The organism is Pseudomonas fluorescens, assembly GCF_004683905.1.
GTDB lineage: Bacteria > Pseudomonadota > Gammaproteobacteria > Pseudomonadales > Pseudomonadaceae > Aquipseudomonas > Aquipseudomonas putida_A.
Window position 1 is genome coordinate 4,688,002 of the sequence record NZ_CP038438.1, and the last position, 21,640, is coordinate 4,709,641.

Consider the following 21,640-nt stretch of genomic DNA (forward strand, 5'->3'; position numbering starts at 1 on the left):
CGCGTATTCCCGACCGAACATCTATTCTGGATGGAGGTCAACCAAGGGAGTGGAACGCAGCGGAGGGTTGATCACTGTGCATATCGCCGACATCACCATGTTCTACGCCCCGGCCAGCGGCGGCGTACGCACCTATCTGGACGCCAAGCATCGCCGGTTGGGGGGCAAAACGGGCATTCGTCATAGCCTGCTGATTCCCGGCGCGCATTTCGGTGAAAACGACGGTATCTACACCGTGCCCGCACCCGCCCTACCCTTCGGCAAAGGCTATCGCTTCCCGCTGCGCCTCGCGCCATGGCGCAATGTCCTGCAGGGTTTGCAGCCGGATCTGATCGAAGTCGGCGACCCGTACCTCACCGCGTGGGCGGCGCTGGATGCACGGCGCCAGCTGGATGTACCGGTGATCGGCTTTTATCACTCGGACCTGCCGCTACTGGTCGGCAATCGCATGGGCCATTGGGTCACGCCGAACGTCGAGGCGTACGTCACCAAGCTCTATGGCAACTTCGATCGAGTGCTGGCGCCCAGCCAGGTGATGGCCGACAAGCTCACTGGTCTGGGAGTGCGCAATGTATTCGTGCAGCCATTGGGCGTGGATCTGCAAACCTTTCACCCTGACGCCCGCGACAACGGCCTGCGCGCCGAACTGGGAATTGCCGAAGACACGCGCCTGCTGATCTTTGCCGGGCGCGGTTCCAAAGAGAAGAACCTGCCGGTGCTGCTCAAATGCATGCAGCGCCTCGGCCCACGCTATCACCTGCTGCTGGTTGGCTCGTCGATGCCGGCCGTGGTCCCGGACAATGTCAGCGTGATCGACGGGTTCTGTCCCGCCGCCACCGTGGCCCGGTTGATGGCCAGCGCCGACGCCCTGATCCATGCCGGTGACCAGGAAACCTTCGGCCTGGTGATCCTCGAAGCCATGGCCTGCGGGATTCCGGTAGTCGCCGTGGCGGCCGGGGCGTTTGAAGAGATCGTCACCGAAGACTGCGGCTTGCTTTGTGCGCCGAACAACCCGCAAGCCATGGCCAATGCCGTGCGCGAGCTGTTCAGTCGCGGCTGTGTGAAACTCGGCCAACAGGCGCGGCAACACGTCGAACGGCGTTATTCCTGGGACAGTGTGGTCGACAGCCTGCTCGGCCATTACCACGCGGTGCTCGGTCACTCGCTGCCCAGGGTGGCCAATGGCTGATTCCTTGAATGACCGCGCAGTGCTGCTGGTGCTGCACGACGTGGCACCGTCGACGTGGGCGGATTATCGGCCATTTGTCGAGGCGGTCGACGCAATGGGCGGCGTGCCGATGACCTGGCTGGTCGTTCCGGATTTCCATGGCCACGACGCGCTTGAGGATCATCCCGCGTTTTGCCGAATGCTCGGCGAGCGGCTGGCCCGTGGCGATGAACTGGCCTTGCACGGCTATTACCATGACGACCGCGAGCCAGCGCCAGCCACACCCCGCGACTGGTTCATGCGCCGAATCTACACCCACGAAGGGGAGTTTTATCGCCTGTCCCGCGAAGCCGCCCTGGCGCGACTGCGCGACGGCATCGAACTGTTCCGGCGCAATGGCTGGCCGTTGCACGGCTTCGTCGCCCCGGCCTGGTTGATGAGCGAGGGCACGCGCCAGGCCCTTCGCGAAACACCATTGAGCTACACCAGCGACCCGCAACATCTTTATCAATTACCGGATTTCACCGCCATCAACGCCCCGGGTCTGGTGTGGAGTGCGCGCAGCGCCTGGCGCCGGGGCCTGTCAAAAATCGTCAGCGAGCAACGCGAACAGCAGTGGCGCGACGCCGCGGTGATTCGTCTAGGCTTGCACCCGGTAGACATGCGCCACGCCTTCGCGCGTGATTACTGGCTACGAACCCTTGAACGGCTGCTGGCAGAAGGACGCACGCCCATGACCAAAATCGCCTGGCTCACTGAGCAACGCGAGCGAATGGAGCGCGCTGCATGAGTCGCGGCATTGTGTTGTTGATCGGCCTGCTCGCTGCTGTACTGATCCCGGTGTTGCTCGGCGGCGGCGAGATCGGTGCGCGCCTGCAAAATTTCCCCCTGCAATGGCTGCTGATCATGTTCGGCATGATTCTGCTCTGCTGGGGCATCAACACCCTGCGTCTGCGCCTGCTGCTGGGTGATCAGCGCGATCAGGTAACGCCGCTGAAAAGTCTCGGCGTGGTCATGGCCGCCGAGTTCGCCTACTGCGCCACCCCCGGCGGCAGTGGCGGACCGCTGACGATCATGGCGTTGCTGGCGCGCTGCGGCGTACGCCCGGCCCGTGGCAGCGCAGTGTTTGCCATGGATCAGTTGAGCGATCTGCTGTTCTTTCTCTGCGCCCTGAGCGGCATCCTGATTTACGCGTTGTTTCAGCATCTCAGTGACCGCTTGGAGTGGTTGCTGATGGTCAGCGCCGTGTCGCTGTTCGGTGGGCTGTTCAGTTGCGTGCTGCTGGCGCGCTACCACCGCCGCCTGATCCTTCTGAGCGGACGCCTGCTTGCCCGCCTCAACGTGCAACCGGCCACGCGTCGGCGCTGGGCGCGCAAGCTGCTGCATTTTCTCGACGCGTTTATCGACACCCTCAAGTTGCCGTGGCAAACCCTGGTCAAGGTGTTCGCCCTGACCTGCATGCACTGGCTGCTACGCTACAGCGTGTTGTATCTGGCCCTGCGCGGACTGGGCGCGGATCTGCAGTGGGCCTGGAGTTTTCTGGTGCAGATGCTATCGCTGGGGGCTGGTCAAATGAGCCTGTTGCCCGGTGGTGCGGGCGCCGCAGAGCTGACCTCGGCGGCGCTGCTGGCGCCGATGGTCGGCAAATCCACTGCGGCGGCAGCGATTCTGATCTGGCGGGTGGTGACGTTCTATTTCTATCTGGTGGTGGGCGGCCCGGTGTTTCTATTGATGCTGGGGCGGCCGCTGCTCAAGAAGCTGTTGAAGATCAGGCAGGCTTCTCAGGTTCGTCCGCCTGCTCCTTGAGCTGCTCCCACAGCTCGGCGGCGCCGGGAAACTCGGTGCCGTCTTCCGGGCTCAGGTCATCCGGGTCGTAGCGGCTCAAACAGCCCTCCCCCAGGGTGGCCGGCGCTTTCGAAGTGGCTTTGTCCAATGGGTCGCTCACGGGCAGTTCCTCAAGGGCTGAAACGAAAAAAGGGCCTGGGACGATTGAACGCCCAGGCCCTTCTTTATTCAAGTACGCGCAGGTTCGATCAGAACACCACGGTCTTGTTGCCGTGCACCAGCACACGGTCTTCGAGGTGATAACGCAAGCCTCGGGCCAACACCATCTTCTCGACGTCACGGCCGAAACGCACCATGTCTTCGATGCTGTCGCTGTGGCTGACACGCACCACGTCCTGCTCGATGATCGGACCGGCGTCCAGCTCTTCGGTCACGTAGTGGCAAGTCGCGCCGATCAGCTTCACGCCGCGCAGCGACGCCTGATGGTACGGCTTGGCGCCGACGAACGACGGCAGGAAGCTGTGGTGAATGTTGATCACCTTGTGCGCGTATTCGCGGCACAGGGCCGGCGGCAGGATCTGCATGTAGCGCGCCAGCACCACCACTTCGGCATCGTGCTGTTTGACCAGACGCGAGACTTCGGCGAACGCCGGCTCCTTGTCCTGCGGATTGACCGGGACATGGTAATAAGGAATGCCGTGCCACTCGACCATGCTGCGCAGGTCATTGTGGTTGGAAATCACGCAGGAGATTTCGCAATCGAGCTCGTCGCTGTGCCAGCGGTGCAGCAAGTCGGCCAGGCAGTGGGATTCGCGGCTGGCCATCAGCACCACGCGTTTCTTCTGCTCGGTGTCGGTGATGCGCCAGTCCATCGAGAACTCTTCGGCGATCGGCGCAAACTTCTCGCGCAGCACTTCAATACCGAACGGCAGCGAATCGGCGCGGATCTCGTGACGCATGAAGAACCAGCCGTTCTGATTATCCGAGTGGTGGCTCGCTTCGGTGATCCAGCCGTTGTGGGATGCCAGAAAGTTACTGACTTTGGCAACGATGCCAACGCGGTCAGGGCAGGAAATCACCAACCGAAAGGTGCGCATGGGGGGAAAACTCCAGAACTTCGCAAAGGCGGCCATTCTAGCGACTGTGCGCGGAAACTGCAGTATTGATGACCACATGTCCGCAGGCAGGCCCGATTCGCGGCGTCTGAAGCCACGCGCGGCGAAACCATAGTCCTGCAGTGAAGCTGTTCGGCCAGATAATTGTGAATATTCGTGATGACTGCATCACATTATTTAAATGACCATTCAATTTACCGGTTATTCCTTGCAACTAATTCAAATAAAAAAACCGGTTAAATGTTTACTTGATGAAACAGCCTGACTATTATTGCGGCACTGTCCCCTGCCATTCAACACATCTGCATAAGGTAGTTACCATGTCCTTGATCAACGAATATCGCGCCACCGAAGAAGCAATCAAAGAGCTGCAAGCGCGTTTGAAGAACCTGTCGCAAGACGACAAACTGCAAGCCGAGCTGGAATTCGAAGGCAAACTGCGTACCCTGATGGGCGAATACTCCAAGTCCCTGCGCGACATCATCGCCCTGCTGGATCCGGAATCGAAAACCAAAGGCACCCGTGGCGCCGCAGTAAAAACTACCGGCACCAAGCGCGCGCGCAAAGTTAAACAATACAAAAACCCGCATAACGGCGAAGTCATCGAAACCAAAGGTGGCAACCACAAGACTCTGAAAGAGTGGAAAGCCAAGTGGGGCGGTGACGTGGTTGAAGGCTGGGCTACCCTGCTGGGCTAAGCCGCAACGCCTGTCGCAGACTGATTCTGCGGCCCATGAAAAACGCCAGCATACGCTGGCGTTTTTTTATGCCCGGCATTTCATGGGCACACTATGTTCGATTTCAAAGATTCAAACGTTTGCGCAATGCCTGGACATAATTCTGCCACTCATTGAGCACTTGATTCTGTATCGGCGTAGCACTAAGCGCCCATTGCTGCGCGGCCTCGGCAAAAGATTGCAGGGTATTAGGCGCGCCCATTTGCGGCTCGGACAAACGCTGCTGACAGAATATTCTCCAGCGTTCTTGCTCCTCGAAATTCAACGTGTCGGGAAAGTTGCGTGCGCGATATCGAAAGAGTAATTCCGGCAGACGTTCATCATCGAACGGCCAGTGCTCTTGCGCTAATTGCGCCGGATCCGCCGTTCTCACTTGCTCGCATAGACGCCGATCGCGATCACCGATAAATCCATCGTACAACTGCTGTTCCGGATCTTCGCTGGGCGTGAAGTCTTCGCTGGCGTAAATCGCCGCGACTTTATCTTTCCAAACTTGTTGTGCGTCACTTAGCCGCAGTGCACGTGCCTGATACAGCGCCATGTCCAGGCCCAGACGCTGCTGATCGTCGGCACGCAACACCGACAACGGCGCCACCACCGGGCAGCGATTGATGTGAATCAGTTTCAGCGGCACCGGCAGTTCACCCTCGGCGAGGTCGTCGCGGCGGGTGTACAGGCGCCGGCGCAGGGTTTCGGCGTCCAGGTCCAGCAAGCCTTGCGGATCAAGGTGCAGGTCACAGACGATCAGCGCATTGCGATTACGCGGATGCCAGGCCAATGGCAGCACCACACCGACATAGTGCCGCGCCGCCGAGAAGCGTCCGGAGATATGCACCAGCGGTTGCAGCAGGCGAATCTGATCCATGACCTTCTGTTTGCTGCGCAATTGAAACAGCCAGTCATACAACTTCGGCTGTTTCTCGCGGATCAACCGCGCCAGCGCAATGGTGGCGCGCACGTCCGAGAGCGCTTCGTGCGCATGCCCATGGTCGATGTGGTTGGCCGCCGTCAGGCGTTCGAGCTTGAGGGTGACCTTGCCTTCGTCGTCGGTCGGCCAGACCAGGCCATCCGGGCGCAACGCATACGCGGCGCGCACCACATCGATCAGGTCCCAGCGACTGTTGCCGCCCTGCCACTCGCGGGCATACGGGTCGAAGAAGTTGCGGTACAGGCTGTAGCGGGTCATCTCGTCGTCGAAACGCAAGGTGTTGTAACCCGCACCGCAAGTGCCGGGCGCCGCCAGTTGCGCGTGTACGCGGGTCATGAAGTCGGCTTCGCTCAAACCCTGTTCGGCGAGACAGCTCGGGGTGATACCGGTAATGGCGCACGCCGCCGGGTGCGGCAGGATGTCGTCGCTGGGCTGGCAGTAGAGGTTGACCGGTTCGTCGATTTCATTGAGGTCGTGGTCGGTGCGAATCCCGGCGACCTGCAGCGGACGGTCGTTGCGCGGATTGATGCCGGTGGTCTCGTAGTCGTACCAGAAGATTGAAGTCACGGGCGGTTCCTGAACTGAAGATCGGCAAAGTCTAGGCGTTGAACCGCGGTCGCGGCCAGCGCTGTGTCATTCAACCACCGCGCATCACACGATGTGCAATACATAGTTATGTCGTTTTCCCCCAAGAGGCTGCTAGCATCGGACCGACTTCGCATCCCGATCCGGCCCCATCAGGTAGCCCATGCTCGAGAACACAGCACTGCCACGGAAAGCACCGCTGAACCCGCCACTCGATACCCGCTATCAAGTGGAAACCCCGGAGGGCATCGACCTGCCGTTGCGCCCGGCCGGTCTGATGGTGCGCAGCCTCGCCTTCGGTATCGACCTGGGCATTCGCGGGGCCATCCTCGGCGTGCTGTTTCTGCTGCTGGCGTTTCTCGGCCAGCTCGGCATGGGTCTGGGTTCGCTGCTGCTGTTTGCCGTCAGCTGGTGGTACATGGTGCTGTTCGAAGTGTTGCGTCAGGGCCGTTCGCCGGGCAAGCAATGGATGGGCCTGCGGGTGATCCACGATGACGGCACACCGATCGGCTGGTCGGCCTCGCTGCTGCGCAACCTGCTGCGTTTTGTCGACCTGCTGCCGTTCGGTTATTTCCTCGGCGCCATCAGTTGCCTGCAACACCCGACCTTCAAGCGCCTGGGCGACATCGCAGCCGGCACCCTGGTGGTCTACAGCGAACGCGCCCTGCTCCGCCCGCAGTTACCTGACGCCCAGCCACGCAGCTCGCCCGTGCCGCTCAACCTCGGCGAACAACGCGCCTTGCTCGCCTTCGCCGAACGTCAGGCTGAACTGTCGCCGGCGCGGGTCAATGAGCTGGCCGCGCTGCTCGCCCAACCGCTGCACATCTCGGCGCCCAAAGCGGTCAGCGAACTCAACGGTATCGCCTGCGGCTTGTTGGGGCCGACATGAAGCAGAGTCTTTTCGAAACTCGCCACAAGGCCGAATGGGAGCGCTTCACCCTGGCCCTCGAACGCCTCGAACATGGCAAGGACACCTCGCAGGCAGCCAGTTTCCCCAAGGCTTATCGACGCCTCTGCCAGCATCTGGCGCTGGCACAGGCGCGTGGCTACAGCAGTTTTCTGATCGACTCGCTGCAACAACTGGTGTTGCGCGGCCACCAGCAGCTGTATCGGCACCGCCGTCGATTCGGCGCCAACCTCCTGGGTTTCATCCTCGCTGACTTTCCTCGACTGGTGCGTGCCGAATGGCCGTTTGTGCTGGCCGCTGGTCTGGTGTTTTTCGGCAGCCTGATCGGCTTTGCCTTGCTGGTGTATGCCTTTCCCGAACTGATCTACAACCTGATCCCCGCCGAACAGGTGCGCGACATGCAGAGCATGTACGACCCGGTGGCCGGGCACCTCGGGCGCTCGGCCGAACGGGCGGCCAGCGAAGACTGGGTGATGTTCGGCTATTACGTGATGCACAACATTGGCATCGCCTTTCAGACTTTCGCCAGCGGTTTGCTGCTGGGCGTCGGTAGCGCGTTCTTCCTGTTCTATAACGGCTTGATCATCGGCGCGGTGGCCGGGCACCTGACCGAAATCGGTTTTGGCCAGACGTTCTGGTCGTTCGTGATCGGCCACGGCGCCTTCGAGCTGAGCGCCATTGCCCTGGCGGGCGCGGCGGGGCTAAAGCTCGGCTGGGCAGTGATCGCACCGGGGCGGCTGACCCGTGGTGAAGCGCTGGTGCAGGCGGCGCGCAAAAGCGTGCTGCTGGTGTGTGGGGTCATGCTGTTCCTACTGATCGCAGCGTTCATCGAAGCGTATTGGTCGTCGAAGACCGGGGTCACACCGCCGATCAAATATGCGGTCGGTGCCGCATTGTGGCTCGCAGTAGCGGCCTATCTGCTGTTCGCCGGAAGGACACGCCATGCGCCTGAGTGACGCCACCGTGGCGATCCGCCCGCGCAGCACTTGGGAAGCCATGGACCTGGGCGTGCTCATGAGCCAGCAGCATCGACGCCTGCTGATGACCAGTTGGGCCATCGTCACCCTGCCGCTGTTCGCGGTGCTGACGTTGTTGCTATGGGATTCGCCGTCGCTGGCGGTATTCATTTTCTGGTGGCTGAAACCAGCCTACGAACGCCTGCCGCTGTACATCCTGTCCAAAGCCCTGTTCGGCGAAACACCGACACTGAAACAGGCCCTGCGCGAATTTCCACGGTTGCTCAAGCCGCAACTGCTGGCCAGCCTGACCTGGCGCCGGCTGAGCCTGAGTCGCAGCTTCCTGCTGCCGGTGGTGCAACTCGAAGGTCTCGACGGCACGGCCCGTCAGCAACGCTTGCAGGTGTTGCTGCAACGCAATGCCGGCGCCGCGCAATGGCTGACGATCATCGGCATGCATCTGGAGACCGCACTGTGGATCGGTCTGATGGTGCTGTTCTATATGCTGCTGCCACAGCAGATCGAAACCGACTGGGACTGGCAATCGCTGATCCTCGACGCCGATCACCACTGGCGTTGGCTGGAGCACCTGACCAACGCTTTCTACGCGCTGGTGCTGGTGGTCTGGGAACCGATTTATGTCGCCTGCGGTTTCAGCCTGTATTTGAACCGGCGCACCGCACTGGAAGCGTGGGACATCGAGCTGGTGTTCCGCCGTTTGCGCCAGCGCCTGAACAGCAGCGCTCTGGGTTTGCTGTTGACGGTCTGTCTTTTGCTGCCGGCGGTGCCACCCGTATGGGCTGCAGCCGATCCCGCCAGCGCACCGGAGGCACCCCGCCTGTTGCACCAACCGCTGACCAGTCAGGCTGCGCACGACAGCATCAAGGCGCTGCTCGAACAACCACCGTTCAAGAACAAGGAAAGCGTGACCCGCTATCGCTTTGGCGACGATCCGGCAGCCCCGGCCGAAGCCAAACCCGGTGAGGCGCCGCAATGGCTGAAAACCCTGCTCGGCTGGCTGGACAGTCAGCGCTTCAATGCGCTGGCCGGCCTGATTGAAGTGTTGTTGTGGGGAGCGTTGATCGCCGCTGTGGGCTGGCTGATCTGGCGCTATCGCGAGTTCCTGCGCACCTTCGTCAGCCGTCGGCCGAAGCTGCGCGCCCGCATCAGGCCACCTGCACCGCAGCAAGCGTTTGGCCTGGACCTGAGCCCGCAAACCCTGCCCGACGACATCGCCGCCAGCGCCGAACAACTCTGGCAGACCCAGCCGCGCGCGGCGCTGGGCTTGCTGTATCGCGGCTTGCTCAGCCGTCTGCTGCACGATTTTGCCCTGACCTTGAAACCTGCCGACACCGAGCATCAGGTGCTGCTGCGGGTCGAGCAATTGCAGCGCCCGGAACTGCTGGCGTTCAGTCGCACCCTGACGCTGCACTGGCAGAACATGGCCTACGGGCACCGCGTGCCGGCGGCACATCTGCAACAGGAACTGTGTGACGGCTGGCGTGCCTTGTTCGAGCATGGAGCGCGCGCTTGAACCGGCGCAACGCGTGGCTGCTCGGCGGGCTGATGGTCGCCCTGCTCGCGGCGTTGAGCGTTTATCTGTACCTCAAGGCGCGGCCCTATCAGGAAGTGATCGATCACGGCCCCTCGCCCCAGGCGCAGGCCAATCCTTATCTGGCGGCAGAACTGTTTTTGCGCGAGCGCGGCCTCAACGTCAGCCACGCCGAAACGCTGGCGGTGCTGCCCGACATCGATCCGCGTCGGCACACCCTGCTGTTGTTCGGCGAACGTTCGCGCATGACCCCGCGGCAGGTCGATCAGGTGTTGAAATGGGCCCGCGCCGGTGGGCGCCTGGTGTTCGTGGCCGAAGCGCTGTGGGACAAGCAGGCCAGACAAAGCGATGATCTGTTGCTGGATCGGGTGCAGTTGCACCAGTCCCTGAGCAAGGACCTCAAGGAGCCGCCGGCGGAGCTGGCCGATGATCCGTACCCGAATCTGACCAAGCTCTACCTGGAAGATGAGGACGCGCCGGCCTACGCCGGTTTCGACACCGCGTTCCATCTGGACGATCCGAAAAATCTCGCCCAGGCCTGGGCCAACAGCGCCAAGGCCACGCACATGATGCAACTGCCGTACGGCCTCGGCTCGATCACCGTGGTCACCGATGCCGAACTGTGGAAAACCCCGGCCATCAGCAAGCACGACAACGCCTGGCTGCTCTGGTACCTGAGCGCCGACACCGACGTCACGCTGATTTTCAACACCGCACACGACGGTCTGCTGACCTTGCTCTGGCGTTACTTCCCGCAAGCCATCGTCGCTCTGCTGGCACTGATCGGCCTCGGCCTGTGGCACGTTGCTGTGCGCCATGGACCACTGCAGGCACCCGCCCCGAGTGGCCGCCGGCAGTTGCAGGAACACCTGCGCGCCAGTGCCGATTTCATCCTGCGCCACAACGGTCAGCACACGCTGTTGCAAGCTTTGCAACAGGACGTGCTGCGCCGCGCCCGCCGCCGCTATCCCGGCTTCGACCAATTGAACGTGGCCGAGCAATGGCTGGTGCTGTCGCGCCTGACCCGTCAGCCGACCCGCGCCATCAGTCAGGCCCTGAGCCCGGTGCCGAAACAGCGCATGAGCAGCGCTGATTTCAGCCGCCAGGTGGCCCACCTGCAAACCTTGAGGAACACGCTATGAGTGAACAGATCGAGCCCGGCAGCGCCAGCCACGCCGCCCAGCAACGCCAGCGTGCCAGCCAGTTGGCGCAAGCGCTGCGCGGTGAATTGCAGAAGGCCCTGATCGGCCAGAACAGCGTGATCGACGATGTGCTGACCGCGTTGATCGCCGGCGGCCACGTGCTGCTCGAGGGCGTTCCGGGGTTGGGCAAGACCTTGCTGGTGCGGGCGCTGGCGCGTTGTTTCGGCGGCGAATTCGCGCGCATCCAGTTCACTCCGGATCTGATGCCCAGCGATGTGACCGGCCATGCGGTGTACGACTTGCACACCGAACAGTTCAAGCTGCGCAAGGGGCCGTTGTTCACCAACCTGTTGCTGGCCGACGAGATCAATCGGGCACCGGCGAAAACCCAGGCGGCGTTACTCGAAGCGATGCAGGAACGGCAAGTCACTCTCGAAGGCCGGGCGCTGCCGATCGCCCAGCCGTTCATGGTGCTCGCCACCCAGAATCCGATCGAGCAGGAAGGCACTTATCCACTGCCGGAGGCCGAACTTGACCGCTTCATGCTCAAAGTGCGCATGGATTACCCGGAGGCCGAGCAAGAGCTGAACATGGTGCGTCAGGTCAGCCGCTCGACCCGCGCCGACATGCTCGACGTGCAGCCGTTGCGCACGGTCCTGCAAGCCAAGGACGTGCAGGCCTTGCAACGCATCGCCAGCGACTTGCCGATTGACGATCAAGTGCTGGATTACGCGGTGCGGCTGGCGCGCAGCACCCGCTCCTGGCCCGGCCTGACCCTCGGCGCCGGACCGCGTGCCTCGATTGCGCTGGTGCGTTGCGCTCGCGCCCGCGCGTTGCTGCGCGGCGGCGAGTTCGTGATTCCCGATGACATCAAGGGTTGCGCGCTCTCGGTGCTGCGCCATCGGGTGCGAGTGGCGCCGGAGCTGGACATCGAAGGTCTGCAGGTCGATCAGGTGCTGCAGCAACTGCTCGACCAAGTGCCGGCGCCGCGCTTGTGAAACCGTCACGCCTGCTGCTGATCTGGCTCGCGATTCTGCTGGCCGTCGGCACGCTGCTGGGCACGCTACAAGCCCTCGACATCGACGTACCCGCCACGCTGTTGTCGATCAACTGGGGCTTGCTCCTGGCCCTGCTGGTGCTGGCGATCATCGATGCGCTGCGCCTGAACAACCTGCCCTCGCCGCGCATCCAGCGGCAGATGCCCGGCAGCCTGGCACTCGGCCGTTGGAGCGAGGTGCGGCTGCAGCTCAGCCATGACTTCATCGAGCCGGTCGCGGTGGAGATTTTCGACCACGTGCCACAGGGCCTGAGCTTCGAAAACCTGCCGCTGGCGATTGAACTGCAACCCGGGCAATTCAGCGCGGTCGGCTACCGTCTGCGCCCGCTCAAGCGCGGGCACTTCAGCTTCGAGCATTGCGAAATCAACCTGCCCAGCCCGTTCGGTCTGTGGACAGGCAAACGCCTGCTCGCCGTGAGCGGCGAGATCCGCGTCTACCCGGACTTCGCAAAGCTCTACGGTGGGCAGTTGTTGGCGGTGGACAACTGGCTCAGCCAGCTCGGTGTGCGCCAGCGCCAGCGTCGCGGGCAGGGTCAGGAATTTCATCAGTTGCGCGAATTTCGCGAAGGCGACAGCCTGCGCCAGATCGACTGGAAAGCCACAGCCCGCCAGCGCACGCCGATTGCCCGCGAGTATGAAGACGAGCGTGATCAACAGATCATGTTCATGCTCGATTGCGGGCGGCAAATGCGCAGCCAGGATGGCGAGCTGTCGCATTTCGACCATGCGCTGAATGCGTGTCTGCTGCTGAGCCATGTCGCGCTGCGTCAGGGCGATGCCGTGGGGCTGAGCACCTTCGCCGTCGCGCAACCGCGTTTTCTCGCGCCGATCAAGGGTTCCAGTCAGCTCAAGGTCCTGCTCAACGCCGTTTATGATCTGGACAGCAGTCAGCGTCCTGCCGACTATTCAACCGCGACCAGCCAGCTGTTGGCCCGGCAGAAACGCCGGGCGCTGATCGTGCTGCTGACCAACCTGCGTGACGAGGACACCGAAGACCTGCTCGCCAGCGTCAAACGTCTGAGCCTGCAACATCAAGTGCTGGTGGTCAGCCTGCGCGAGGAAGCACTCGACCGCCTGCGCAATGCCCCGGTACAAACGCTGCCCGAAGCACTGGCCTATTGCGGCACGGTGGATTACCTCAATGCCCGGGCCGAGCTGCATGAGCAGTTGAATGCTCATGCAGTTCAGGTGCTGGATGTGCGCCCTGACGAATTGAGCATAAGGCTGGTCAATCGTTACCTGGAATGGAAGCGCGCAGGGGTTATTTAGGGTTGCCGGATTACCAGTACAGATGCAGAGGCCTTTTCAGGTTGACCAACGGGGTTTCGAACTTCCACTTTAAAGCTGACCACACCCGGCTCATGAGCCCAGTACTCCGCGATGATCTCTCCGTTGGCTCTTGTGTAGCTTAGCTTGAAGGCTTCGCCGTTCATGCTGAAATAGAACTCTCGCCCGGACAATGGCTGGCCGGAAACACTTGAAACCACGGTGCCTCTGAACTGCGCAACCGAGCCCGCGTCAATCGGATTTTTCAATTCGCGCAAATCCCTGATCGTGGCATGGTCAGGATGCGAAGCAGGATCCAACACTTTGATGTTCAGATTCAGGCTGCTTTCGACTTCCGCCAGGATGCTGGCCGTAAGCGTTATGTCACCGATTACCATGGGTACAGCCATCAGATACGCTTTGCCATCCACCTGCGTCACGGAAGGTGCAATGATCTGTGAACCAAGGCTCCAGGAAACGGACGCTTGCTCAAACGCCCCCCCGGAATGTCGACCTTTGACAAGGGCCCATATTGGTAAGGTTTCTCCCTGATAGACGCTCAATGCATCCGAGTGTAACTCCACCAGTACCGGCTCATCTTCCATGACTTCGACCCACGACTGAGCAGAATCCCAGCCGCCCAAACCACCACGCACCATGACCTCCAGAACACCACTACGCGATGGCAATTTAAACGTTGTCCGTGCTCTGCCTTGGGCGTCGCTCTGAGCACTGGCAATCGTTGCTCCCGGCAGATTCCACATGACTTCAATGCCTGCGAGAGGCAGGCCGGTCAATGCCGAAATCACTGTAGCCATCGCCTCGACTTCCTCAGTGGGGTATCCCTGCGCAGGCACCACCACGACGTCGACAATTTCGCGGGGGACACTCAGCGAATACGAGATCGAGATGGACTCCGAATAAACCGCATCCCCCACCGTAGCCGTCAATACCGCCACGCCCGGCGTCTGCGGTTTGAAGCGCACAATGGCGACACCATAAAAGTCGGTCAGACTGGTGACCGTCCCCAGATCCTCGTTGCGCCAGGTCACCAATACCCCGGCGATACCTTGACCGGAAACGGACGACACCACTTTTACCTGCTCGACCAGTTCCTGCTCCCATTCCACCACTTGCTGAACGCTACTACTGGTGAGGAGTTTCCACACCTGTGCCCCCGCCCCCAGCGACATCGCATTGGCCGGTGACAGGCTGGCGAGGCGCTCCGCTCCCAGGCGCAGCGCGAAGCCACCGTCCTTGAGGTCGGCGCAACGCAGGGAATAACGCAAACCGATTGCCGAGGGCAGGCGTGATGCGCCGAGCGCAGGTTCGAAACTCAGACCCAGTTCCGCAGGGCCGGTGCCGGTCAAGCCCAAGGTCAGTTCCTGGTCGAACAACGGGCTGCCATCCGGAAGCAGTACTTCGATGGCATGTGAGCCATTGCGGCGCGGAAAGTACGTGTGACTGCCCCATGGATGTTCATCATGCCCATCGAAACGCACCCGTACATCCTCCCAAGGGTTACGGGCAAGCGCCGTAAAGGACAGGGCACGTTGCTCTTCATAGCCATCGAACGGGCTGTGCACATTGGCCACGACGTTCTGCTGACCGTGACTGCTCGGCACCAGGCCAAACCCGGACCAGCCCAGTTCGTCGCTGACGACGCTGTCTGAACTGTCAGCGGATTTCCACTGCACCGCCACCTGCGCCACCGCTTGCCCGGTGAATGCCGAAACCACCCTGACCCAGCTCCAGGCTTTATCCTTGCCGATGACGGCGTCAACCGCTGACTCACGCCAGTCTTCGATTCGCAGCTTGTTGTGAGCGAGCTGCATCGGATTGGTGCTCATGGAGCGATCCAGGGCAGACAAGAAAAGCCCCACACTAAAGGCGCCGGAGACCTTGCTCGAGGTGAAATCCAGACTCCAGCCAACACCACCGTCACTGATTTTTTGAGCTTGATCGAGTGGCGGTTCAATGCTCGCTTCCAGGTCATCAGCCGGGGTGCCTTGCCACACCAGCGTTGCCTGCAAACCCACCAGCGGGCTCAAGGCATTGGGCAGATAGCGCAAGGTGTGCGTGGCCCCGATGCAAGGAAACATTCTCTGACTGGCGTTTGTCGCAGTCACCTGATCCAGCATCAACGTCAGTTCATCCATAAGCTCTGTGGAGATCAGCCGACCGAACAACTCCCGGGGCGCGGTAAGTCCGGGGCTGCTCAAGGTCAGGCTGAACAGGCTGCTGGTACTCGACGCGACCTGCGAACTGAAGCGCCATTCCAGCCCCAATGGCCCAAGCCTCAACGGCTTGTCGATATCCGAGACGATCAAGCCGTTCCCCGGCGGCTCACCACGCCATTGCAGCGTGACCATCTCTCCATTCAGCGGACTGCCGGGCGTGATTTCTATCCGCAAGGTGTGCGGCTCACCGCGCCAGCACAGCAAGCCCAATTCGGTCAGGTCAACCTCATTGCCGTCAAACAGGATCTTGATCTTGCCTTTCCAGGGGCTGCTCTGCAGCGCCTTCACTGCAAACGGTCGCTCCACCGGCACCGCTTCGTCATGCGCCCGCACGCGAGCGGTCACCACCAGCTCACCGTCGCGGCTCGGTTGATACAACACGCTGGCCCAGCCACCGATCCCCGATCGGGTGGCAATCGTGCCTTCGGGAGTCTGCCAGTCCACCCGTGCATTGTTGACCGGATCGCCGTTGCCGCCGGTGACCACATGCACCACCTGCACCCGCAACAGAACACTTTCGCCTTCGTCCACCACGGGAAATTTGTTGGCCTCCTGAACGTCGCCAATGCGCACCAGATTGCGGGCCAGTGACATCGGTTTTCTGTTGGAAGGCAACAGCAGCTTCGAACACAGCAACTGCAAGTGGAAGCGACCGTCGAGTTTGTCCTGGCAGATCAACTCCCAGTTCAGGTCTGTTGTGCCTACAGGTATCGAGGCTTCCAGCTCCGGGCGCAGTTGCACGCCCAACTGTGCGGCGCTGTCGCCATCCCAACGCAGTGCCATCGTGGAACCACGTAACACTTCAGGCACCCGAACGCTCAGTTGATAGGTCGAGCCACGGTTGGGATAGCCGGTCTTCTGCGCCCAGGGCAAGGCGTTGCTGTCTACCACCGCCAGAACGTCCTTCCATGGATCGGTCGCCAGCACCTGAACGTCCAGCGTCGCGGTTTCCACCCCACTGGCATAGTAGGGGCTTGCCACCGAAGCCTGGATAGCACGTTTTCCAGCAGCCGTTGGCAGATACTCGAAATACGCCCAGCCCTCGGCGTCGGTCGGTGTCGTGCTCAGCACCCCCAGCCCTTCGGTGGTCCAGGTCACCGTGCGCCCGGCCAGAAACTGACCGGTGTACCAGGAGGCCACTCGTACCCCCAGACGCACCGATTGCGTCAACTCCAGCACCGGGAAATACGCGGCCTCCAGCACCTCACGGAACACCAGCCGGTGATGCCCCAGCGAGACCTGCATCGAATACGGCTCGGCGGTGTACTGGTTCACCAGTTGCACCGTGAACAGGTAAGGATCCTGAGCACCGATCAGCGGGCACTGCAGCATCCACGGTGAGTCCAGCGGTTGATCGACGCCCCAGTCAGGCGTTGCGAAAACCGCGCCTTGTGGATTGTCATCGCTCACCAATGCAGCTTTGGTGTGCAGCCAGGGGCTGTCGGGGTCGGGTACGAACGCAAGCTGGTGCTGGAAGCTGCCGTCCGCGCCCAGGCAGAGGTGAACCAGCTTGCCAGATGACGATTGCTCCGCGTCCACCTTCACCGTCTGCATCCGCGCGGGCTCAAGTTCCACGCCCAGGCGAATGCGGGTAACCAAAACCAGAGAGTTATAGTCCTCGGGATCAGCATTACCCGGAGCGACCACTGTGACGCGAATCTTGTCCTGGCGCTGCAACGGCAGATCGAGCTCGGCGTTGTACTTGAGCGGTCTGAATTCCAGCGGCAACCCTTGAGTGATCCGTGCCTGGTCCTCTTCAAGGTTACGAGGGCTGCCGGGCGGCAACGGGATTTCTCTAAGGGTGGCTCCACTGTCATCAGTGAATATCATGCGGCCCGCTTCGGTATGCCGCGTTTCATACAGGAAACTCAGCACATACCTGGCTCCGGCGCTCGGCGTTACAGGTACGGTCATTTCCTGAAAGGCAGAGGCAAGGTTTGCTACTGAAAGCATCCTGATCTGTGTGCCTTCGTACGGCTCGCCCACGACCGTAACCCAGCGGCTGTTAACCGGCCCCTTTTCCCAATGGCTCAAGGCCTCACGGAAATCACCATTGAGCACCAGACTGTCATTAGCCTGAATGACGGGTTCAACCATGATGGCCTGCTCCTTTGATATTGCCTGACTGGCGGGACGTGATCGCCCGGGTGACCAGATCTTTGACAGCGAGGGTAAACGTCGGCTCACCGGCCTTGGCCGTGTAGCGGACGCGCAGAATGATGTCGGTGAGTGATTTGAGCATCGGCGCCTGCCGCTCGCTCTGCGGCCAGGGAAAGTGCAATTGCCAGCGCGAGATCGCGCCGGTGTTCTCGAAAGGGTTGAGCAAGCCTTCGTCCGGTTTGCCGGCGTTCATGCCGGTGTCGGCGATCCCCACGGACAAACCGATCTGCTGGCCACTGCGCAGATTGAACAGCACCTCGACCGGCGCCACCTTGCCCGCCGGCTGATGCAGGTACTCGACCGAGCGCGCCGAGCCCTGGGTAGCGGTCATGCTGCCGACCTGCAGCAGCGTCGCCTGTACATCCTGATAAGGTCCGAGCAGTACGGGCAGGTCGACCTCGACCAGATTGAGCAGCCGGCAATACTCGCCCGGGTGATCGCGATCGAATGACAACTGCGTCAGCTGGAACTCCAGCACGCCCTTTTTGATCAACTCGGCCAGCGCCTGGGTCCAGTCGGAGAATCCCGTCTGCGGATCCACCTTGTCATCGAACAGTCGTCGCAGCGAAATGGTCTTGACCCGCTCCAGACGGCGCTCATGGCTTTGCAGGTACAGACGATCCATGCGCAACAGGTACTCGCGCAAGTGTTCACCGGCAGTCAGTCCATGACGGTTGTCCAGCCAGACCTGCGGCAAGGCCTCAGCGGTTTCGTAATCGCCGGTTTCCGCACTCAATGACGACCGGGCACTCAGGCACAGACTGACCACCGCATCGTAAGCCTGATAGTGCAAGGCCTTGAGCTGGCCCAGCAGCCAGCCGAACAATTCTGCGTTGGTCGCGCGTTTCTTCAGGTAGTTGTAGAGCGCCAGTGCCTGACCGTTGGCCCGCAGGGTTTGCTCCAGACTCGTTCTGGCGGCATCGAGGGCGAATGTCTGCGCAGTGATCTGCTCGGCGATTGCCCCGACCTCGGCCAGTGCCTGATCTCGTTGCAACTCCCACTCTCTGCGGCGCAGGCGGTAGCTTTCGGTGATGGCTTGTTTATCCGCGTCGATCTGCAACAGCATCGCGCTGATTTCCAGACCAAAGACCACAGCATCCGCAGCTTTTTCCAAACGATGCCCACCGACAGCCGTGCCGCCAATGTTCGGCGGAGCCGCCAATGCCGCGCCTACAGACTTGATCGCGTGCAGCCCGGTGTTGATCCCTTTGACCATCGCCAGTTTGTCCATGATCTGGTATTCGGCATCGCTGATGTGTTCGTCGTACCAGGCTTTGTATCGATCGGCCCGTTGCTGGGCCATGGCCTGACTCTGACCGAGGGCCGTGAGGCTGGCTTCAAGCTGGGCAATGGATTGCTCTTGAACCGCGCGGGCGTAGTCGCCCAGTTCCTTGAGGTGTTCTTGCTGCAGTTCTTCCTGTTCCGCCCGATCGCGCTGTTCCAGCAGACGCAATACCTGGCTGCCGTACTCCTGCAGTGTCTGCACGGCGCGCAGCGCCGCCTCGTAGCTGACGCGCCAGCGAAAGGCCCCCACCACCAGACGTCCGCCCATCGGCCGTGGCATGCCCACCCCGCCAGCGGCCAGATCGCGCAACAATTGATTGGGATCGGTGGGCGGGCTGAACAGCGGAACGTCCAGTGGCTTGCCGTCCAGGGTCAGGTTGTTGCGCAAGTTGCTCAGGCGCTGCCCCGGCAAGTCGAACAGCTCAAGCAACTGCTCATTGATCGGCAGTTTGAACGACTCGTTCGCCAGCAGGCCCATCAACGGTGACGCTTCGGCGGCTGGAGGAATGTCAGCCAGGGAAAACTGCAGCTCCTGCTCGAACTGCTCAAGCGCCGGGCGGCTCGTGCTCTGGTTAAGCAAGGCCTCTACCGTCTGCGCTTGCCAACGGGTTACTGCCCGGGCGGAAGGCGGCTTGCCCATCAGAAACTGCGCCTGCACGTAACACAGTTTCGCCGCCACCAAGGCATCCCGAGTGAGCTGGCGGTAGTACCAGTCGCCCCACGCCACAAGGTTCTTCACATACTCGGTGAACACCAGAATCTGGTAGTGCTGGGGTGCGGCATAGGCAATCGCGTCCGGATCGGTCGGCAGCAAGGCTTCGACGCCCACATTCCCCACAGCGGCCAAAGGCCGGCAACGCCAGTATTCAGGCCTCGGTGGCGCATTCCCTGGTTTTTCCGGGTCTCGCGAATCTTGCGGATCGAACACGTAATGGGACCAGCTTTGCGCTTCCAGGTAGCGATCCTCGGCCCGCAGTCGAGCCGCCACCAGATGCGGCAGATGAAAAAACAGCTCCCAGAAATACAGACCGTTGGCCCCGTCGAACGCCCCGTTCGGCTCGGCGATCGGGCCCGCGGCTGGAGGCGGCTCCGTCAGGAACTGGGTCTCCCAGTCGAGTACGGCATCCACGGAAATATTGCTCAGTTGCACCAGCTCCGGGCCGAACAGCGAGTTCAAGCGCGCGCGCTGCAACATTCCGGGCTGCCTGAAACCGATGAACTGCGCCGCATCCAACGCGTTCTTTTCCAGAGTCGGTGGTACGAAACGGGTGATCTTGGTGAGTGAGACTGTAAAGGTCTTGCTGCCTTGGCCTGTGCCGCTCAAGGTAAATTCGGCCAGCCCGGTAAATCCGCCTTTCGCGCGTTGCAGTTTCATCCACTCAGTAGCCCAACCACCCGCGACGGGCTGCTGGGCTTTGGTTTCTGTCGGGTCATCCCCGGCCGGATTGTTCAGCTTCAAGGTAAAATCGACCTTCTCATCTCCAACCGGAGACCGCGCCCGGCACAGGCCTCTAACCCACAGAAAGTCGTCTGTTCCTACCTCCGAAAACACCGCCTGCAGCCCGTAATAAGCCGTCAGATCCCCCGATGTCTCACTCTTGATCTCGACCACCGGCTGATTTTTCGGCGTCAGTGCATGCTGCAAGGTCAGGACATCTGTGAAGCGATGACTGGCCAGATATACAAGCCAGCTGCCGTCGTCTTCAGGCAACGGACGAAAGAACACATCACGGGTGGTGCTCACCCTCAGACCCGCCGGGCTGATAAGCAATACGGCCAGGCGACCCTTGGGGTGAATTGCATCGGAAAACGTTGTTGCAATCAGCCGGGAATCAAGGCTCCTGTCGCTGTTGTTGGTGTCCTGATCAGCGCTATACAAGCTCAGCGGTGCCGACCATTCTGCGTTCTGGCTCATGAACGCCAGGTTGATATCCAGTCTGGGGGCCAAGTAGCCCTCGCTCCCCTTGATACCCACCGGGTCGCGCCACTCAGCCCACACCAGACACAAGCGCCCGCCCCAAAACAGCGGCCGCATATCCAGAACCCTGTTCCCCACCGGAATGTCGGCAGGTTGCCATTCACTCCATGCCGCCGGGTTGACCGGATTGCCGGAAGCGGTGAGCTCGATGTCGGCCTTGCGCCAGAAATACTGAAACGGCTGCACCCGCTGCCGGCCGACGAAATAGTAAGTGGCATCGCTTGCCGAGTCGCCATCCAGACAGGCGCTGATGACATCCAGGTTGCAGGTCTGCTCGAATGCCTTGAGGTATTGCTGCGAGGCACGCTGCACCGAATCGCCGGTCAGCCGCGCCTGATTCAAGTCATTTTCCAGTTCCTTGAACAGGCGGGTCTTGCGCTGCCGCACAAAGGGGTTGATGAAGTTTTCCGGGTAGACCGAAATCAAGGACAGCGCCGCCCAGTCGGGGTAATTGCTGTACAGCTCCCAGAGTTTCAGGTCCTGCGCCGGAAAAGCCTTGTTTTTGTAGCCCGGCTCAAGCTTGCGATACGCTGCATGAATGAATTGCTGCGCGCAACTGGTCGCCTCGGCGACCCACGAACTTTGCACCGGGTAGTTGTCCAGCGGGTCCATGCGCAACAGCTCGAACAGATCCTGCGGCGTTTTCACGAAGGCGTAGCGGGTCCTGGCAGCCTGACCGATGCAGTAATCGACCAGTGCTGCGCGGCGTTTTTCCAACAATGGAGCCAGATTGCGTTGAGTCATGGTCTTGTCCTGCATCCTGAGGTGAACGCTGCGTCA

General features: G+C 61.3%; 15 protein-coding genes. 10 read left to right on the top strand and 5 right to left on the bottom strand.

What is annotated here, in order from left to right; genetic code table 11:
- Positions 1–97 precede the first annotated feature (97 nt).
- Genes E4T63_RS21650 through E4T63_RS21660 form a run of 3 tightly spaced genes read left to right on the top strand, consistent with a single transcriptional unit; the run spans position 98 to position 2,974 of the window.
- Entirely contained in the window at positions 98–1,189 is a 1,092-nt protein-coding gene (locus E4T63_RS21650; RefSeq protein ID WP_177416215.1) for a glycosyltransferase family 4 protein, read from the top strand.
- A complete protein-coding gene (locus E4T63_RS21655; protein ID WP_135296431.1) occupies positions 1,182–1,958 on the top strand; it encodes a DUF2334 domain-containing protein in 777 nt (258 codons plus the stop codon). Before E4T63_RS21650 ends, E4T63_RS21655 begins: the two co-directional genes overlap by 8 nt.
- A complete protein-coding gene (locus E4T63_RS21660) occupies positions 1,955–2,974 on the top strand; it encodes a lysylphosphatidylglycerol synthase transmembrane domain-containing protein (protein ID WP_096795101.1) in 1,020 nt (339 codons plus the stop codon). The genes E4T63_RS21655 and E4T63_RS21660 overlap by 4 nt, the downstream gene beginning before the upstream one ends.
- Here E4T63_RS21660 and E4T63_RS28570 read toward each other — a convergent pair.
- Positions 2,937–3,113, bottom strand: coding sequence for a hypothetical protein (locus E4T63_RS28570; protein WP_167797083.1), 177 nt, complete (start codon positions 3,111–3,113; stop codon positions 2,937–2,939). The two genes, E4T63_RS21660 and E4T63_RS28570, sit on opposite strands and share 38 nt — an antisense overlap.
- A gap of 88 nt (positions 3,114–3,201) precedes the next feature.
- The gene (gene purU / locus E4T63_RS21665; protein ID WP_003227580.1) at positions 3,202–4,050 is read right to left on the bottom strand and encodes a formyltetrahydrofolate deformylase; all 849 of its coding nucleotides are present in this window, start codon (positions 4,048–4,050) and stop codon (positions 3,202–3,204) included.
- Positions 4,051–4,388: 338 nt separating this feature from the next.
- Between purU and mvaT the strand changes: the two genes are divergently transcribed.
- Positions 4,389–4,766 carry a histone-like nucleoid-structuring protein MvaT gene (gene mvaT, locus E4T63_RS21670; RefSeq protein ID WP_003227581.1) on the top strand — a complete coding sequence of 126 codons (378 nt, stop codon included), beginning with the start codon at positions 4,389–4,391 and terminating at the stop codon, positions 4,764–4,766.
- Positions 4,767–4,869: 103 nt separating this feature from the next.
- Here mvaT and sbcB read toward each other — a convergent pair whose 3' ends face one another.
- Positions 4,870–6,300 (bottom strand): exodeoxyribonuclease I, encoded by a 1,431-nt coding sequence (gene sbcB, locus E4T63_RS21675; protein ID WP_098965286.1) that lies wholly within the window; start codon positions 6,298–6,300, stop codon positions 4,870–4,872.
- 181 nt (positions 6,301–6,481) lie between these two features.
- On the opposite strand from sbcB, the gene E4T63_RS21680 reads away from it, so the two are divergent.
- From E4T63_RS21680 to E4T63_RS21705, 6 genes are read left to right on the top strand one after another with little or no spacing between them, the layout of a single operon-like run.
- The gene (locus E4T63_RS21680; RefSeq protein WP_098965287.1) at positions 6,482–7,207 is read left to right on the top strand and encodes an RDD family protein; all 726 of its coding nucleotides are present in this window, start codon (positions 6,482–6,484) and stop codon (positions 7,205–7,207) included.
- Complete coding sequence (locus E4T63_RS21685) at positions 7,204–8,181, top strand: stage II sporulation protein M (protein ID WP_098968447.1); 978 nt, start codon at positions 7,204–7,206, stop codon at positions 8,179–8,181. Before E4T63_RS21680 ends, E4T63_RS21685 begins: the two co-directional genes overlap by 4 nt.
- Positions 8,168–9,715 (top strand): DUF4129 domain-containing protein, encoded by a 1,548-nt coding sequence (locus tag E4T63_RS21690; protein ID WP_098965288.1) that lies wholly within the window; start codon positions 8,168–8,170, stop codon positions 9,713–9,715. The genes E4T63_RS21685 and E4T63_RS21690 overlap by 14 nt, the downstream gene beginning before the upstream one ends.
- On the top strand, positions 9,712–10,875 hold the full coding sequence (locus tag E4T63_RS21695) for a DUF4350 domain-containing protein (protein WP_098965290.1): 1,164 nt from the start codon (positions 9,712–9,714) through the stop codon (positions 10,873–10,875). Before E4T63_RS21690 ends, E4T63_RS21695 begins: the two co-directional genes overlap by 4 nt.
- Positions 10,872–11,873, top strand: a complete 1,002-nt coding sequence (locus E4T63_RS21700; RefSeq protein WP_007965902.1) for an AAA family ATPase — start codon at positions 10,872–10,874, stop codon at positions 11,871–11,873. Before E4T63_RS21695 ends, E4T63_RS21700 begins: the two co-directional genes overlap by 4 nt.
- On the top strand, positions 11,870–13,201 hold the full coding sequence (locus tag E4T63_RS21705; protein ID WP_098965292.1) for a DUF58 domain-containing protein: 1,332 nt from the start codon (positions 11,870–11,872) through the stop codon (positions 13,199–13,201). The genes E4T63_RS21700 and E4T63_RS21705 overlap by 4 nt, the downstream gene beginning before the upstream one ends.
- Here the strand turns inward: E4T63_RS21705 and E4T63_RS21710 are convergent.
- Entirely contained in the window at positions 13,198–17,535 is a 4,338-nt protein-coding gene (locus tag E4T63_RS21710; RefSeq protein ID WP_135296432.1) for a hypothetical protein, read from the bottom strand. The two genes, E4T63_RS21705 and E4T63_RS21710, sit on opposite strands and share 4 nt — an antisense overlap.
- Positions 17,528–21,604 (bottom strand): neuraminidase-like domain-containing protein, encoded by a 4,077-nt coding sequence (locus E4T63_RS21715; protein ID WP_135296433.1) that lies wholly within the window; start codon positions 21,602–21,604, stop codon positions 17,528–17,530. Before E4T63_RS21715 ends, E4T63_RS21710 begins: the two co-directional genes overlap by 8 nt.
- Positions 21,605–21,640: the final 36 nt, after the last annotated feature.

Coding starts and splice junctions, on each gene's coding strand:
- E4T63_RS21655 (WP_135296431.1), top strand. CDS start 1,182: ATGGCTGATTCCTTGAATGACCGCGCAGTGCTGCTGGTGCTGCACGAC.
- mvaT (WP_003227581.1), top strand. CDS start 4,389: ATGTCCTTGATCAACGAATATCGCGCCACCGAAGAAGCAATCAAAGAG.
- E4T63_RS21715 (WP_135296433.1), bottom strand. CDS start 21,604: ATGACTCAACGCAATCTGGCTCCATTGTTGGAAAAACGCCGCGCAGCA.
- E4T63_RS21680 (WP_098965287.1), top strand. CDS start 6,482: ATGCTCGAGAACACAGCACTGCCACGGAAAGCACCGCTGAACCCGCCA.
- E4T63_RS21685 (WP_098968447.1), top strand. CDS start 7,204: ATGAAGCAGAGTCTTTTCGAAACTCGCCACAAGGCCGAATGGGAGCGC.
- E4T63_RS21710 (WP_135296432.1), bottom strand. CDS start 17,535: ATGGTTGAACCCGTCATTCAGGCTAATGACAGTCTGGTGCTCAATGGT.
- E4T63_RS21650 (WP_177416215.1), top strand. CDS start 98: ATGTTCTACGCCCCGGCCAGCGGCGGCGTACGCACCTATCTGGACGCC.
- E4T63_RS21700 (WP_007965902.1), top strand. CDS start 10,872: ATGAGTGAACAGATCGAGCCCGGCAGCGCCAGCCACGCCGCCCAGCAA.
- E4T63_RS21690 (WP_098965288.1), top strand. CDS start 8,168: ATGCGCCTGAGTGACGCCACCGTGGCGATCCGCCCGCGCAGCACTTGG.
- purU (WP_003227580.1), bottom strand. CDS start 4,050: ATGCGCACCTTTCGGTTGGTGATTTCCTGCCCTGACCGCGTTGGCATC.
- E4T63_RS21660 (WP_096795101.1), top strand. CDS start 1,955: ATGAGTCGCGGCATTGTGTTGTTGATCGGCCTGCTCGCTGCTGTACTG.